This window comes from Rhodococcoides kyotonense, from assembly GCF_900188125.1.
GTDB classification, from domain to species: domain Bacteria; phylum Actinomycetota; class Actinomycetes; order Mycobacteriales; family Mycobacteriaceae; genus Rhodococcoides; species Rhodococcoides kyotonense.
Window position 1 is genome coordinate 82,489 of record NZ_FZOW01000013.1, and the last position, 17,089, is coordinate 99,577.

The 17,089-nt window shown below is 65.7% G+C and carries 8 protein-coding genes; 5 read left to right on the forward strand and 3 right to left on the reverse strand.

Annotated features, from left to right (window positions below):
* The first annotated feature begins 79 nt into the window (after positions 1 to 79).
* A complete protein-coding gene (locus CHB96_RS20700) occupies positions 80 to 1,279 on the forward strand; it encodes a hypothetical protein (protein WP_141136518.1) in 1,200 nt (399 codons plus the stop codon).
* Entirely contained in the window at positions 1,276 to 2,178 is a 903-nt protein-coding gene (locus CHB96_RS20705; protein WP_089249764.1) for a glycosyltransferase, read from the forward strand. Before CHB96_RS20700 ends, CHB96_RS20705 begins: the two co-directional genes overlap by 4 nt.
* On the opposite strand, the gene CHB96_RS20710 is transcribed toward CHB96_RS20705, so the two are convergent.
* Together CHB96_RS20710 and CHB96_RS20715 are read right to left on the reverse strand one after the other, a co-directional pair.
* Positions 2,175 to 2,744, reverse strand: coding sequence for a hypothetical protein (locus tag CHB96_RS20710; RefSeq protein WP_089249766.1), 570 nt, complete (start codon positions 2,742 to 2,744; stop codon positions 2,175 to 2,177). The two genes, CHB96_RS20705 and CHB96_RS20710, sit on opposite strands and share 4 nt — an antisense overlap.
* Positions 2,745 to 2,864: 120 nt before the next feature.
* Complete coding sequence (locus CHB96_RS20715) at positions 2,865 to 4,640, reverse strand: DUF4012 domain-containing protein (protein ID WP_089249768.1); 1,776 nt, start codon at positions 4,638 to 4,640, stop codon at positions 2,865 to 2,867.
* Positions 4,641 to 5,054: 414 nt separating this feature from the next.
* Between CHB96_RS20715 and CHB96_RS20720 the strand changes: the two genes are divergently transcribed.
* The 3 genes from CHB96_RS20720 to CHB96_RS20730 all read left to right on the forward strand — a co-directional run bounded on the left by CHB96_RS20720 (position 5,055) and on the right by CHB96_RS20730 (position 16,508).
* On the forward strand, positions 5,055 to 14,555 hold the full coding sequence (locus CHB96_RS20720; RefSeq protein WP_245865972.1) for a non-ribosomal peptide synthetase: 9,501 nt from the start codon (positions 5,055 to 5,057) through the stop codon (positions 14,553 to 14,555).
* Between the two features lie 63 nt (positions 14,556 to 14,618).
* Positions 14,619 to 16,085, forward strand: a complete 1,467-nt coding sequence (locus CHB96_RS20725) for a tyrosine-protein kinase domain-containing protein (RefSeq protein WP_089249770.1) — start codon at positions 14,619 to 14,621, stop codon at positions 16,083 to 16,085.
* 126 nt (positions 16,086 to 16,211) lie between these two features.
* Positions 16,212 to 16,508: a hypothetical protein gene (locus tag CHB96_RS20730; protein WP_089249772.1), complete on the forward strand. Its 297-nt coding sequence runs from the start codon at positions 16,212 to 16,214 to the stop codon at positions 16,506 to 16,508.
* On the opposite strand, the gene CHB96_RS20735 is transcribed toward CHB96_RS20730, so the two are convergent.
* Positions 16,492 to 17,088, reverse strand: a complete 597-nt coding sequence (locus CHB96_RS20735) for an AMIN-like domain-containing (lipo)protein (protein WP_089249774.1) — start codon at positions 17,086 to 17,088, stop codon at positions 16,492 to 16,494. The two genes, CHB96_RS20730 and CHB96_RS20735, sit on opposite strands and share 17 nt — an antisense overlap.
* Position 17,089 lies beyond the last annotated feature (1 nt).

The following is a 17,089-nucleotide window of genomic DNA, read 5'->3' on the forward strand; positions in this document are numbered from 1 at the left end:
GCAGACGCATGTGCGTGTGCGTAGGGACGTTCCTGATGCGGTTGCCCCAGTTCGCGCACATGCATATGCGTTTGCGGGGGTGGGGGGACGTAGCGCGGCACTTCTGCTGGTGGCAGCGACTGTCGTCGTCGCGGTACCGGTCGACTTCGTGACGATCGGATCGTTCTGGCGTTACCTCGGATTGCTGAGTCTGCTCGTGGGATCCGCCGTCGCGGTGTGGGCCGTGCATCGCTCGGACACATCGATCGTGCAGCAGGCGTTGCTGTTCGGGTTCCTGGTGCTGTCGTTCAACCAGCTGATGAACTTCAACCCCGTCGGGTATGTGACGCTGCTGGCACCCGTCCTCGTCGGGGCGGGACTCGCAGTGGTGCTCAGAACACCGCTGACGGTTCTCGTGGTGCTGTCCGTCGTGCTCGCCGTCACGATGGGGACCGAATACATACTGCAGCAACACATTTTCGGTGACCTGTTCGGCGATCCGCACTACACGGCATTCTCCCGCGACACCTTTCGGGCACGCGGACTGATCGGTCAGGCAGTGCCCGCAGGCATGGTCGCCGTCGGAGTCGGTGCCGCAGCACTCATGATGTCGTCGACCGCGGGGTCACACCGTGCGCTCGTGCGGTGGACCGTCGTGGTCGCCACCGCGGTATCGGTTCTGACCTCGGGAACTCGCTCCGCGATACTGTGCGCCGCCGCGATCGCGGTCCTGGTCGTCGCGGCGAGGACGGTACGCACGCGCCGCCGCGCCGTCGTCGGGCAGCAGATCGCGTGGGTCGGCCCGCTGCTGCTGGCCGTCGTCGTGACCCTGGTGGCGTTGTACTGGACGGTGTTGTCGAGTCAGCGCGTGTTCGACTTCGGCAGTCTCACCGGGTCTGCGTCGCTCGACAACCGAAACTACGCCGCGATCGTGTTCGACGAGTGGTCCGACACCTGCAGCGGCGCGTGCGTCGTATTCGGTTCCGGCGCACGAAGTCTGCTCGATGCGCTCGGCAGTGGTCTCGGATTCCACGGCTTCACGACGGTGGACAATCTGTTCCTCAGTCTGCTGTGGGACTTCGGCATCGTCATGGTGTTCGGCATCGTCGTTCTCACGTGTATCGCGCTGCGTGCGCTGCTGCGGTCGGAGTCGGTATACGTACGCGCGGGCGCCGTGATGATTCTCGCGATCGTGCTGTCGGGATTCTTCTACGACGCGCTCTACATCCGCCCGGTACTCCTCCTGTGCGGCTTCGGAATCGGCCTTCTCGGTCTCGGTAAGAAAGAGGTGACCTCGTGACCACCAGCGCAACAGTGGACGTCGTCGTCGTGTGCTTCGAGTCCGACCCCGATCTACTGCGCGCGTGCACCGACTCGGTGCAGGCGTCGTATCGGGAATGCGGCATCGAAGGGTCGATCCTGTTGGTGGACAACGCAAGTTCGACGCCTGTCGAGGACACGATCGACGCGTCGAACATGCGGGTTCTGCGGATGGAACGCAACGTGGGCTTCGGCCGCGCCGTCAATCACGGCGTCGCGAATTCGACGGCCGATTCGATTCTCATGCTGAATCCCGATGCGGCACTGGCACCCGACGGACTCGCCCGGTTCCTCGATGCCGCCGATCATCACCGGCGATCGCTCGTCGGGGGCTGGCTGCACCGCGACGGCCGAGTGCAATCGGACGCGTACATGCAGTGGAACTTCTCGATCTCTCGAACCCGCAGGCGCGAGCAGTTCGCCAGCGAGCTCGCGGGAGTCGAGGAAGATGTCGTCGTCGTCGAAAAGGTCTGTGGTGGCGCGCTGTTCGCAGACAGGAAACTTCTCGAGGAGCTGGGTCCGTTCGACTCCCGATTCTTCCTGTACGGCGAGGACGCCGACCTGTCCCGGCGCGCGTCGGCGCAGGGTATCGAACTGCTCGTCGCACGAAGGGCCGAAATCCAGCACATCGCTGCGTCGTCGCAGAAGAGCCACGGCCGACTCGTCGAACGGGCACGTGCCGACGCCGCGATCCGCCTGACGTCGTACCACTGCTGCAGGCTGACCAGCTACCTGCAGCGCGTGGAACTGGCGCTCGTCACCCTTGCAGGCGTGATCGCGGGTGGCGCGTCGTCGGCGTCGCGGCGCGCGCGTGTGGCCCGTCTCGGCCAGGTGTGGCGCTGGGGTCTCAAGCGCGACGCGCCGCCGTTCAGTCCCTAGCCGCCCGGTGCGGGAGCAGGGGCAGGCGCTTCCTGCTGCTGATTGATCGAGAAGCCGCAGGTGTTCTGCGCGTACTGGTCGACACGGTTGCTGGCGTCGATGGCGGCCTGAGCGGTCTCGACGTCGATGGACGTCGTCGACGCCTCGTTGAACGCCTCGTACGACGGCGCATCCGCGGCACTCGCGGTGGCCGCGGAACTCGCGTCGCGCAGCTTGGTCAGATCCGACGCGGTCTGCTCGTCCGCGACGTCGATGGCCGGGTCGTAGTGCTCCGCGAGACCGGTCGAGTACGCCGTCAACGCAGCCTGCAGCGCAGGCCAGTCCGCAGGATCCGCGCCGGCGAGCGCCGTCATCGACTGCATCTCGTAATCCGAGATGTCCTGCAGCTTGGTGCACACCTCGCTCGACGCGTCACTGCCGCCTTCGGCCTGCGACGACGCAGCGCTCGTCGTCGCGTCACCCGCTGCCGCGTCGGATCCATCATCGGAGCTGCAACCGGCCAACCCCACCGTCCCGACGGCGAGGGCAGCAGCAACAGACCAGACCGGCCGGGACTTCAGCAACATGTGGGTACATCTCCGTAACTGTTCGTGGGCACGTGCGCCTCCACACTCACAGTTCAGGGCACCCGATGTCGAGCCAGCACCCCCTGGTTGTGACATCTCACCGAATTTTTTCAGGAACGGCTACCGGCATTCGGGCACGTCGACGGTGATGTTCGGGGTGTCGACCAGCGGCTGGACCGGGACCGTCGCCTGCCCGGGCACCGACGGCTCCTCGAGCTCCCACGTCACGGTCGACGACTCACCCGGAGCGATCGACAAGTACGCAGCCTTGACCGGACGGCCGAGTTCGGTACCGGACTGCACCGAGAACGCGGGCGCACCATCGATCGACATCGACGTGATCGTCGCGCCCTGCGTGCCGTAGAGGTACACGATCGACTCGTTGGTGCCGTACGGGACGCCCTGCAGGAAGGTGCTCGCCACATAGGTCGTCAAGCCGTCGGCCTGCACGTTGTTGGTCAACGTGGCCGTGACCGTCGACGTCCGCGTCGGCCCGGCACACGCCTCGGCGGTGTACGTGATGTCGCGATCCAGGTAGTAGTCGAGCTTGTTGCCGCCTGCATTGTTGACGACGACACCGGCGTACGGCGACGGGTCGTCGGGAAGTGCATGTCCGACGGCTGTGCTCGCGAGAATCTCCTGCGACGACGCGTCGGCGCTCCACACTGCGATGCGACCCTCGCTTCCGGCGCGGCCGAGCGCATCGATCAATGCGCGAGTCGGTGCGACGCCGCTCGTCATCTTCGTCACGACGGCCGCTGCGATCTCCTGCAGGTACATCTTCCGGGCGAGTTGGTCGTCGCCGAACCGTGCGTACGAGCTCGACAGCGTCACCTCGACGACGTTGTCCGCGGTGATCTCCTCGCCGTCGGCCAACCGGACCGGGCCGGTGGCTCCGAGCAGATAACTCAGCGCGATCGGGTCGGTCGCGATGGCACCGTCGAGCGGCTCACCCGTCTGTTCGGTCCACATCGACGTCCAAATCTCGCCGGCATAGGGAAAGTTGGCACTGGCGTTGGAGTTTCGGAAATCGACCGTGGTGTTGCGCGGGGCCCACAGTGCGTCGTACTCGGGTCCGAGATCGATCGGATGCTCGGCGAACTCCAACTCCCGTGTGGTACCGAGCTTGTCGATGTGCGCTGAGCCGTCGTCCGCACGCAGAATGCCGTAACCACCGATCAGTCCGCCGGTTCCGCGAGCCTCGGCGGGCGTCTGGAACGCCAGGAAGTACGAGCGAGGACCGTCCGCGCCCATCATCTTCGGAAGCAGACGTGTTGCGGTGTAGGTGTTTCCGAGCAGCCCGGCCAGATCGTGGGTCTGATTCTGCAGCTGTTCCCGCGCATCCTTCACGACGGCCAGATACGTGGGATCGTCGATCTGTCGGGCACGTTCGTACAGCTCCGACGCGGCCGCGGATGTCTGTGCCAGAACGGGTTCGGCGTCGGCGAGTGCCTGCAGGTTCACCTTCCCGCCTCCCTCGACGACGCTGTCCGGGGAAATGGTGGCACCTGCCTCCGTGGCAGGTTCGAGGACGTCGACCGCAAGACCGTGCACGACGTCGGTGATTTGCACGACGGCATCGATCGGGCTTCCGAGCCACGGCACGGCTGCGGCGACGGTCATCGGCAGCGCCGTCGTCGAATCACGCGCTGCGTCCGCGGCGACGACGGCCTCGGCGGCAGCGGTGCGCGCTGCCGGTACATCCCCTGCAAGCAACGCGTCCTTGGTTCGCGTCGCCGCGTCGCGGGTGGTCTCCAGATTCGTCTGCGCCGAATACACCGAGTAGCCCAGCCACGCAGCGAACCCGACGACGACCACGCCGGCAACTCCGAGACCGACGACGAGCGGCCGCTTCGCGGAAGTATTCTGCTTTTCCTCGGGGGCGTGTTCGGACATGAGGGAATGCTCCTGACGCAAGAGAGTCGGACCGAGCGGTATTCGGGGATTCGACAATCGCCTACCGGTCGTGCGAAATCGGTGTACCCCCGCCGTGATCGTAGCGTGATCACAAGAAATGTCCATCTCGTGGAGAAATTGTGGAGTGGCACGAGGTTTTCGAATTCGGATGCAGACGACCATGGGAGAGGCCACCGAACAGGGAAACGGGCGAATGGACGTTTATCGATGCAATCCCAGGGTGATGCGGCGAAAAGGTGCGGCCAAGCAGTGTTTTCACGGCATTGGAGTGCATTTCTCGGAGTGGAACGATTCGTGAAAAGGAACTAGCTTGTACGAGCGGGAACATTCTTCTCGCATTTCGGAGAACCCTTGTCGGGAGGGGGTCGTGTGGCATCGGATTCTGCTCGTGTCGTGACGAATTCCCACGTCGTCACCGACATCGATTCACCGTTCCCTCTGTCCGCCGCTCAGGCGGACATCTATATCGCGCAGGCCGTCGATCCGCTGGTGCCGTTCACGATCGCGCAGTACGTCGACATCGTCGGGGGTGTCGACGTACCGACTCTGATTCGCGCGTCGCACATCGCCACGCGTGAACTCGAGTCGGCGATCGTGAGCCTGCACGAACGCGACGGTGTCGTGTACCAGCAGGTCGAACGGTCTGCGACCTACGCGTTGGAATACCGGGATCTGCGCGAGGCGGACGACCCGATCGACACGGCGTTGCAGTACATGGACTCTCGGTGCCGCGAGCCCGTGGACGTCACAGGGGAGCAGCCGGTGATCTCCGAGCTTCTCCACGTCGGTACGGACCGATGGTTCTGGTTCAGCAGGGCGCACCACGTCGTCATGGACGGCATCGGTTCGATTGTGTTGCAGAACCGAACGGCGGCAGTGTATTCGGCGCTGATCGACGGCGCGGACGTGCCACCGACGCGCGCTCTCTCGCTGCGTGAGATACGCGAGTACGAGATCGAGTACCAGAACTCCACTCGCTACGATACCGACCGGGCGTACTGGACACACAAGCTCGAAAACCTCCCCGAGCGTGCATGGTTGGCCGGCCGCGGAGAACCTACCGCAGGCACCGCCGTCACCGTCGGTGCTGTGGTCGCTGGATCTGCGGTGCACGTGCCCGACGTGCTGGCAGCGTTCGCCGTGTATCTCGGCCGCATGACCGACATGAGCGACATCGTGTTGAGCGTGCCGGTGTCGGGCCGAACCACCGCGCGGCTCCGCGCGTCGGCGGGCATGCTGGCGGGTGTCGTCCCGGTCGCAATCGATCTGCAGCCGAAGACGACGGTCGGCGGGGTGCGGCGACAGCTCGAACTGGAGCTGTCGGGTGCATTGCGGCACCAGCGTTTTCGAGCCGGGCATTCCTTCGGGCCGACCGTGAACATCATGAACTTCGGCACTGCCATTCGACTGGGCGACGTCGTCGGTGACTATCACGTGCTGTCCAGCGGACCGGTCGACGACATCATGGTCAACGTGTACCCCGGAGTCGCAGGTGCGAGTACGCGCGTGGATCTCCTCGGCAATCCGGACTTGTACGACCAGGCTTCTCTGACGACGCACCTCGACCGATTTCTGACAATTCTGGACGATCTCGGAGCGTCGGACGACGATCGCCTCCTGGACGACATCGATCTTCCTGGTGCCGATTCCTCATGGGTCCCGGCGTCGGTGGTGCCGTGCACGTTTCCCGAATTGGTGCGAGGCCGACCCGACGACGTGGCGCTTCGGTTCGGTGACCGGTCGTACACCTACCGCACGATCCATGACGAAATCCATTCTGTGGCTGGTCGACTCGTGCACGCGGGCGCCGGCCCCGAGGTGCGCGTCGCCGTCGATGTCGTGAGATCCGACCGATCCGTCATCGCGTGCCTGGCCGTCGCGCGGGCAGGGGCGTCGTTCGTGCCCGTGGACCGGACCGACCCGCGGTCGGTGGACATGCTGCGTGCGGCGGGCGTCGGTCTGGGAATCACCGATGCTGCAGCGCCTTTCGCCGGCATACGTTGGGTCGACTCCTTGTCCGACGCCTCGCCGGTTCCCGGTCCGGTGTCGGTCGACAACGAGGCCTACCTCATTCACACGTCCGGTTCGACGGGAGCGCCCAAGGGCGTGAGCGTCACGCATCGGGGTGTGAACGTGCTTGCCGATGCGGTGGTCTCGCACTACCGCATCGAACGCAGCTCGCGCGTGCTGCATCTCGCGTCACCGGTGTTCGACGCGTCGATACAGGAGATGGTGATGGCGTTCGCGTCCGGCGCCACACTCGTCGTCGCGCCGCCGGAGGTGACGTCCGGCAGGGAGGTGGCAGAATTCGTTGCAGCAGAACGTATTACCCATCTGATCACCGCACCCGCGGTGTTGGCGACTCTCGAGCCACAGGATCTCGACGGTGTCGAGGTGTTCGACGTCGGTGGTGACGTCTGCAGCCCTGCACTGCGCGACCGGTTCGCGCCGGGGCGAACGATGTTCGACGCGTACGGCCCCACCGAGGCCACCGTGTTGGCGACGGTCTCGGAGCCCATGGCAGTGGGTGCACCGGTGACGATAGGAAGCCCGTTGCCGGGTGTGCGGGCACTTGTCCTCGACCGTCGACTGCGGCGTGTACCCGACGGCGGGGTGGGCGAACTCTATCTCGGCGGCGACGGTATCGCACGTGGGTACGACCACCGATTCGGACCGACGGCAGCATATTTCGTCGCCGACCCCGATGTGCCCGGCCGACGTCTGTATCGCACAGGAGACCGTGTGCGGAACACCGGCACCACGCTGGAGTTCCTCGGACGGGCCGACGCTCAAGTCCAGATCAACGGTCGACGCATCGAGCTCGGTGAGATCGAAGCTGCGCTCGCCGGGCATCGGTCGGTGCGCGACGCGGTGGCGACGGTTCGTGGCAACGGCCTGGTCGCCTTCGTCGTGTTGGACGGCCGCACCGCAGTGATCGAGGCGTACGCGCGCGACGTTCTCCCTGCCTGGATGGTGCCGACGATCGTTCCGGTCGACGAGATCCCTCTGACACCGAGCGGCAAGCCGGATCGGCGTGCGATGGTGCTACCCGATGTGCGCGGAACGTACAGTGCTCCGGTTACCTCGACTGAAAGGACTGTTGCACAGATATTCTCGGACGTACTGTCCATCGAGTCCGTCGGTCGCGACCACAACCTGTTCGACGCCGGTGGTGACTCGCTGACCGCGTCGACGGTGCTGTCGCGTCTGGGTTCCCCGATCACGCTCGCGGAGCTGTTCCGGCACCCCACCGTCTTCTCGCTCGCGGCACTCGTCGACGAGCGCGAATCCATGCGCCCGCAGAGCCTCGCATCCGTCGTGGTTCCGAGCCGGGTGCCGCTGTCGTCGGCGCAGCATCGCATCTGGGTGGCCGAGAAGCTCGAACCCTCCACGGCCTACCTCATGCCCGTCGCAGTGCGCTTACCTGCAGGTGGAGAAGTAGCCGCGATCGCTGCGCTGCACGACGTCGTCCGGCGCCACGACATTCTCCGAAGCTACTTCCCGACCGACGAGCGTGGGCCCCATCAAGTCGTGGTGGACCCTGCCAGGCTCGACATTCGACACATCGACGCCGACACAGTCGAGCAGGGTCTCCATGATTGCGCTGCACAGTCTTTCGACCTGACGACCGAGGTTCCTCTGCGGACTGCACTGATACGCACTCTCGACGGTGATGCCCTCGCCGTCGTCGCACATCACATCGCCGTCGACGGAGCCTCGATCGATCTGCTGATGCGTGACTTCGCGGACGCCTGGCGGGCCCGTACTCGAGGGAGCGCGCCCCGGTGGACGCGCCTGGCAGCGCAGTATCCGCAGTTCGCGGTGTGGAACAGGGGCCGCGAGGGGCACGATCCGATTCCGCTGGAGCCGCACGCCCATCTGCCCGTGGACGGGCCGCGACGGTCGCTGGACATGTCGCGCATCGCACTCCGGATCGCCGATGCGTCGGCGGTGCGTCGGCTCGCGAGGACGGTCGACGCCACACCGTTCATGCTGGTGCACACTGTGTTCGCGTCGACGCTGGCGAGGTTCGGCGGCACGGACCGGACCGTCATCGGGACGCCGACGTCGGGACGGGTACATCCGGACACGGCCGGCATGGTCGGGATGTTCGTCGAGACCGCCCCTCTGGTGGTCGAGATCGATCGGGCCGCACGCTTCACCGACCTACTCGCAGGCGTTCGAGACCATGACCTGGAAGCGTTGTCGCACAGTGAGATACCGTACGAACGTGCAGTGCAGGTCATGCTGTCCTACGACACAGCCTCTCGCCCGGACGTCCCGTTCGAGGTGGTGACGGGCCAGAAGACCGCGTCCGAATTCGACCTGAACCTCGTGCTGACCGAGTCCGCGGACAGCATCGACGGATGGCTCGAATACGCGTCGGACATGTATCTGGGTCGGTCTGTCGACGCGTTCGTCGAGGCATTCCACACGATCCTCGCTGCCGTCGTCGCGGACCCGCATGTTGTGGTCGGTGACATAAAGTTGGCCTCGCCTGGTCGACGTCCGAGGCCCGGTGCGGCCGAGGTGTTGCCGGATCTGCTGCGTCCCGGTGGACTCGACGGCGTCGCTCCCGTGACCGCGGACGACCTCGACGTGAGGTCGAATCGCCTGGCGCGTCTGATGATCGCCCATGGAGCTGGACCCGAGACGACCGTCGCGCTGTCGTTCGAACGGTCGGCCGAGTACATCGTCGCGATGTGGGCCGTCCTGAAAACCGGTGCAGCGTTCATGCCGGTCGATCCCCACTTCCCGGCGGCACGACGCGCACACATGCTGCGCACCGCCGCGGTCGGCATCGGCGGAACGGAGCCTGGAGTCACGTGGGTGTCGGAGGCAGATGCGCTCGCATTCAGCGATGCTCCTATCGCCGATGCCGATCGGCATACGTCACTACTCCCGGACCACCCCGTATACGTGGTGCACACATCCGGGTCGACCGGCGTTCCGAAGCGTGTGACGGTCACCCACAGAGCGGTGTGTGCGCTTGCGCGGCAGGTGGTCCCACGGTACGGCGTGACGTCGGCATCGCGGGTGTTGCAGGGCTATTCGGTCAACTTCGACGCAGCTGTCCTGGAGACCGTGCTGGCATTCGGATCGGGAGCAACGCTCGTGATCGCCCCGGCGTCACTCGTCGGAGGCGCTGAGACGGCAGAGTTCCTCCGTGACCACGGTGTCACCCACTTCCTGTCCACGCCTGCGATTCTCGCGACCGTACCGCCTGTCGAGACGGTCACGACGGTCGCTGTCGGCGGAGACGTGCTGCCGCCCGACGTCGTCGGTGCATGGGCTCCCGGTCGAACGATGCTCAACGCCTACGGCCCGACCGAAGCGACCGTGGTGGCGACCCTCACCGGACCGCTGACGACGAGCGTGACCATCGGATCTCCGCTCGACTCGGTGGCGTGTCTGGTTCTCGATGCACGGCTGCATCCCGTGCCGCTCGGCGCCGTCGGCGAGCTGTACCTCGGTGGCGACGGCCTGGCTAGAGGATACGGAGACGCGGCGTCGACGGCCGGGCGGTTCGTGGCATACTCGGGCGGGCAACGGGTCTACCGCACAGGCGATCTCGTCCGACGCAGACCCGACGGAGAACTCGACTTCCTCGGTCGCACGGACTCTCAGGTGCAGGTGCGTGGAGTGCGCGTCGAGCTCGGTGATGTCGAAGCTGCACTGGCGTCCCATCCGCGACTCGACCGTGCGGTCGCCGATGTACGCGCAGATCGCTTGGTGGCCTGGGTCGTCGGCGATCCGGGTGTCGATGCTCGGGCATGGGCGGCATCGATCCTTCCCTCATCGCTGGTGCCCGGCGTCGTAGTGTTCGTGGACCACGTGCCGGTCACCGCCAACGGCAAGGTGGATCGGGCTGCGCTCGTCGTACCCGACGCCACCACGGTCGACGCGACCCCACGAACCTTGGCCGAGGACATCGTGGTCGGCATCCTTGCCGAGCTGCTGCAGAGGGACGACTTGTCCGTCGACGCCGACTTCTTCGCTCACGGAGGCGATTCGTCGATCGCGATCCGGGCGGCCGGGCGGATCGGTGCAGCATTCGGGGTGGACGTACCGGTACGCACGCTGTTCGACGCGTCGACCGCGAGAAGTATTGCAGCCGAGCTCGACACGATGCAGGGCCGACGCGTCGAACTGCCGGAGTTGATACACCGTACCGACAGGACGTCCGCCCCGTCGGCAGCCGAGCGTCGAATCTGGTTGCAGAACAGGCTGAACAGCGAGTCGAGCGCGTACAACCTGGCCTGTGCGGTGCGTCTGCCACGCGACGTCGACATCACTGCCGTGCGCGTGGCGATCGTCGACGTGCTGGATCGGCACGAGCCGCTGCGGACCGTGTACGCGCCGGGGCCCGTCGTGTCGGTCCGCGCTGCGGGCGATGTGGTGCTCGAGTCCTTTGCCGACGACGTGGCCGAAGCCGGTTTCGATCTGACCACCGAGATACCCGTTCGATTTGCACTCGTCGACCACGAGCTGGTGGTCGTCGCCCATCACATCGCCGTCGACGGTCTGTCCATCGCACCACTGCTCCGGGACGTGCAGACTGCGCTCGACGCCCGACTCGCCGGCCGCGCACCGGAGTTCCCCGAGCTCGGCGTCGACTATGCAGACTTTCGTCGTTGGCACGCAGCGGTTCTGGATGTCGTGCGGCCCACGCAGCTCGCCTTCTGGGAACGTGCTCTGAAGGACCTTCCCGACTACCTCGAACTGCCCACCGGCGCAGCCGATCCGGGGTTGATGGTCCGTCCTGTCGAGTTCGCGGTCGACGAACAGACCAGCGCCGAACTGAGAGCCTTGGCGCGCAGACTCGGCGCATCGACGTTCGTCGTCGTCCACGCGGCAGTCGCACTGCTGCTCGCCGACCTCGCGTCCACCGACGACGTCGCCGTCGGCACCCCGGTGTCGGGTCGAACGGACTCGCAGCTCGACGACCTCGTCGGAATGTTCGTCGGCACAGTCGTTCTCCGCACACCGATTCGGCGTGGCCTCACTTTCGAGCAGTTCGTGGCCGACGTGCGCAACCGAGACCTCGACGCGTTCGCGCACTCCGACGTCCCGTTCGACGACGTCGTCGAACATCTCGCACCCTCGCGACGCGGCGACGCGCACCCGTTCTTCCAGGTTCTGTTGTCGGTGTCGTCCCGCCCGACCATCGACCTCGACGTCCGGCTGCTTCCCACCGCGGACACGCAGTTCGATCTCGAGATCGTGATCGACGACGCGGGTGAGTCCTTGGCGGGGACCATGGCGTTCGCGTCTGCGCGGTTCGACTCGGCCACAGTGGAATTCATGGCACTTCGCCTCACGGCTCTGCTGCGCGCCGTCGTACACGACCCCGCCGCCGAGCTCGGACGGATCGATGTGCTCGGAACCGACGGCGTATTGCCCGCGCACACGGTCGGAGTGTCCGAACATCTCGGCCTTGCAGACGTCCTCGACGCTGCGGTGGATCAGTGGCCCGACGAGGTTGCCGTCGTCGATTCGGATGCCGAGCTGACCTACCGGGACTTGAACGCACGATCCGAGGCGCTGAAGAACGCACTGATCGCGCGTGGCGCCCGTCCTGGCACGGTCGTCGCACTGGTGTTGCCGCGGTCCGTCGACCACGTCGTGGCCGTGTGGGCCGTCGCGAAGTCCGGTGCCGCGTTCCTGCCGATGGATCCCGCTCATCCCGCATCGCGTATCGCTGACATCATCCGTGAGGTGGGCCCGGTGGTGGGGATTTCGGCCGAGCCACTCGGGCACGGAATCGACTGGCTGGCACCAACAGCGCAGGCGGAGCACGCTCACGCATCACCACCGAGGCCCGACGACGTCGCCTACGTCGTCTACACGTCCGGATCGACCGGGGCACCCAAAGGGGTTCGGGTGACCGGTCGTGGAATTGCGAATCTGGTTCTGTCGCAACGAGAGATGTTCGGTGTCGACCATCGATCGACTGTGTTGCAGTTCGCCTCACCGGGTTTCGACGCGTCGGTGTTCGAGCTGTTGCTGGCCGCGGGATCCGGTGCGGCCCTTGCCATCGCGCCCTCTGCCGTTCATGCCGGACGGCAGCTCGCGGAGTTCCTGACCGACGCAGGGGTCACGCATGTCTGCCTCACGCCGGCCGTCCTCGCGGCGACGAACGCCGATGCGGTGCCGACGGTCACGACCGTGATCATGGCCGGGGACGCCGTGAGCTCCGAGTTGGTCCGCCGCTGGTCACCCGGCAGATCCGTGTTCGACGCGTACGGGCCGACCGAGGCGACGATCATGGGTACATGCAGCCGAGACCTGGCGGGCGGCGCCCACGTCGGAATAGGCACGCCGACAAAGGGTTTCGATACGCTGGTGTTGGACTGCCGGCTGCGCCAGGTGCCTCCGGGCGTCGTCGGCGAATTGTATCTGGCAGGACCGGCATTGGCCGACAGCTATGTCGCACGGCCAGCGTCGACGTCGTCGCGATTCGTGCCCGACCCGCTGGGCAAGCCAGGAACTCGGATGTACCGGACGGGCGACCTCGTGCGCTGGTCGGAGCGCCCGGACGGGCGCGTTCTCGAGTTCCTCGGACGCGCGGATGCACAGGTGAAGATCCGCGGCCACCGCGTCGAACCCGCCGAGGTCGAAGCCGCACTGATGCGCCATCCGTCCGTCGACCAGGCGTACGTGCTGGGCAGGGAATCGGAAACCGGCAAGGAGCTCGCGGCATACGTCGTCGGCGCAGTGACACAGCGAGACGTACGTGCTTTCCTGGCAGGGAGGGTACCGTCGTACATGGTTCCGGTCACCGTGACGACGGTCGACGCATTACCCGTGACGATCTCCGGAAAGATCGATGCGATACGGCTTCCCGCCCCGTCTCAGCCGTTGTCGACGGGCAGGCGGCCGACTTCGGAACTCGAAACGACCGTGCGACGAGTGTTCGCAGAGGGTCTCGGTCTGGACCCCGAATCCGTCGATGTGGATGCGGACTTCTTCGAGATCGGTGGGCACTCCCTCGGTGCCGTGCAGGTGTCCGACGCGCTCGCGGATGCGCTGCACGTTCCCGTTCCTGTGTCGTGGATGTTCCTCGACCGCAGCGTCACCGCACTCGCCGATCGCATCGAACGGTCGTCGAACATGCTGCAGCAGAACATGTTCGACGTAATCCTGCCTCTTGCTGCAGGCCGAGACGGCGTGCCGGTGTTCTGCATCCACCCGGCCGTCGGTGTCGCATGGAACTATGCGGCGTTGGCGACGGAAGTCGACGGCCCGCTCTACGGGGTTCAGGTCCCGGGGCTCGACGGGAGCGAGAGGCTTCCGCGGTCCGTCGAGGAGTACGCCGCACGGTACGAGCGTGAGATCCGTGCTCTTCACGACGGGGGCCCGTGCGTCGTACTCGGGTGGTCGCTCGGTGGAGTCATCGCGCACGCTCTCGCGACGAGACTGCAGAAGGAGGGAAGTAACGTGACACTGGTTCTGGTCGACGCGCGCATGACGGCCCCGGAGAACGCCGACAGTTTCTCCGTCGCAGATCTGGGCCGTCGGCTCGGCGTCGAGGGTCATTCGTTCGAAGCAATTTCGAAAAACTTTCGCGCACAGTATCCCGCGGCGATATCTGTTACCGGCGAACACATGCGGCGCATGTACGAACCCGTCGTCGAGGCGCCGAGCCTGGTGGCCGCGTACGCACCCCGCGTGTTTTCGGGCGATACTATCTACGTCTCGGCACGGGGGTCCGACGGTGCATCCGGGTGGCGAGATTTCGTGGACAGACCCCTACGGGTACGTCACGTCGACGCAGAGCACGACGAGATGTTGGGGCCGGTGGGGGCCAGGGCGATCGGGGAAGAACTTCGGGCGGCGACACATCTGCCTGTGCAGTACCGAAGGGCTGTCGGAGGCGACTTGTATCCATGAGGACGAGCAGTACCTACGGCGCTATGAAACGATCGACACGAATTTCGAGTTTAGGAGCACGACGTGGAAATCCAGGACTATCTCAAGATATTGAAGACCCGGTGGATGATCATCGTCGTCACAGTCGCCGTCGCAATCCTCGGTTCCCTTGCCGTTTCGTTGATCACCACGCCGACCTATCAGGCATGCAGCCGCGTATTCGTCTCCACATCGGGCGGATCGTCGGTCAGTGAGACATATCAGGGCAACCTGTTCTCGCAGCAGCGCGTCGCGTCGTACTCCGAACTCGTGACCGGTGAGACTCTCGCCGCCCGCGTCATCGACGATCTGGGATTGACGACGACGCCCAGCGCGCTCGCCGCGACCACTACTGCGAAGTCGACACCGGACACGGTCCTGCTCGACATCTGCAACACCGGAACCGACGCGGCCATCGTCCGGGACGTCGCCAACTCGATGGCGACTCAACTGACCACGCTCGTCCGTGAACTCGAAACTCCGGAGGACGGTGGCTCGCCGACCGCAGGCGTCCGACTCGTCGAGCAGGCACAGACCCCGTCGACCCCGGTCAGCCCGAAGACCAAGCGGAATCTCGCGCTCGGTGCCGCGGTCGGTCTGCTGCTCGGTATCGCACTCGCCGTGCTGCGCGACCGGCTCGACAACACCATCAAGGACCGCAAGACGCTCGAGAAGTCCGCGAAGTCGTCGCTCGTGGGCAACATTCCGTACGACAAGAACCTGAAGGACACGTCGATCGTGTCGTTCGGCGCAGGTCACTCCTCGAGTGCCGAGGCGTTCCGCGAACTGCGGACCAATCTGCAGTTCCTCGAAGTCGACAACCCGCCTCGCGTCATCGTCGTCACCAGCGCCGTGCCGTCGGAAGGCAAGACGACCGTCGCGATCAACCTGTCGCTCGCGCTCGCCGAAGCGGGACACCACGTCGCGCTCGTCGAAGGCGACCTGCGGAGGCCGCGCGTCTCCAAGTACCTCGGGCTCATCGGCTCGGTCGGGCTGTCGACGGTGTTGGCCGGACAAGCGGGTCTCGACGACGTCCTGCAACCCAGCAAGTTCGTCGGACTCGAGGTTCTGGCGTCCGGGCCGTTGCCGCCCAACCCGAGCGAGCTGCTCGGCTCCGAGGCGTCGCGTCGCGTCATCGACGATCTGCGCGGTCGTTTCGACTACGTCATCGTCGACGGTGCCCCGCTGCTGCCGGTCACCGATTCGGCGCTGCTGACCACGCACAGCGACGGCGCGCTCGTCATCGCCCGCCACGGCCACACCGCCGAGGCCGAGCTCGAACGGGCCACCGGCAACCTGACCACCATCGGCGCGCACATCCTGGGTGCGGTCTTCACGATGACGCCCGGCTCGGGTCGTCGCGGCGGCGACAGCTACGCGTACTACTACGAGACGGACAAGTCCGTGCCCAAGCAGGTGCTGAGCCCGGCGCAGCCGGCCACGCCGTCCGCACCCACGTACGACGGCGGCCCTGCCCGGAACGGCGTCAGCGAGGCGTCGCGGTACAAGTGACCGTGTGACCGCCGAGATCGAGGTTATGACGCCGATTCATCGGATTCGGATGCATAACTTCGATCTCGGCGGAAGCTGGGCGCCGGCTCGTTTGAGTCGATCATGATTCGAACATATGATCGAACGATGAATGGGCCGGGTGGTGATGCGTTCCGGCAACGACGTCCGTTCAAGGTGCTCACCCCGTCGGTCAAGGTGCTGGTCGATCTCGCGGTTCTGTATCCGCAGCCGCCGCACCACACCGGCAAGTACACCGCCGACGGCTTCGAGGTACGGACCGTCGTGCCGGGGGATCTGACGGAATGGTCGATGACGGTCGACGGCGACTGGATCGGGCGCGTCACGTATCAATTGATGTCGAAGGACCGCAGCGAGACCGTGACGCACTGGGTGCCGAGCCGAGTGCTCAAGCCGCTCCGATGACCGATACCGTCAGGCTCGGCGGGTTCTGCTGGGGGACGACGACGATGTCGGATCGGTCCACGGACGTTCCGATGAACGACTGGAACACACCCTCCGACGCCTGTGCCGTGTGGACGAACATCGCGCCGTCGGCATCCGGGACGGACACGGTGGACTGGTACGCCGGATCGGTGTCGGCGGTGGGATCGGTGATCAGATCGAGTTGCAGAATCGACCGGCCAGGAACGTCAACTCGCGCATCGCTTCCGTACACAGCGGGCTCGTCGACGTACCGCGCAACGTAATTGACGACGCCGTCGCCGTCGAACGTGAAGACGGCAGCGCCGCCGTCGAGCCGGACGTCGGAGATCGTGAACGTACTGCTCGGCGGCTGGTCGATGAATCCGGGAATCACCGAGGGCGAACCCGTCGGCGCCGGTGCACGCGTGGGCGATCCGACCGTCAACGATCCCGACGCGAAATGGACCGAATGCGCCGACGTCTCGGCTTTCGGTTGTGGGTCGGCGCTCGGTTGTGGGTCGCCGCTGCTGCAGCCCGCTACGAGCAACGCTGCAACCACGAGCGTCGCCGCTGTTCGCATA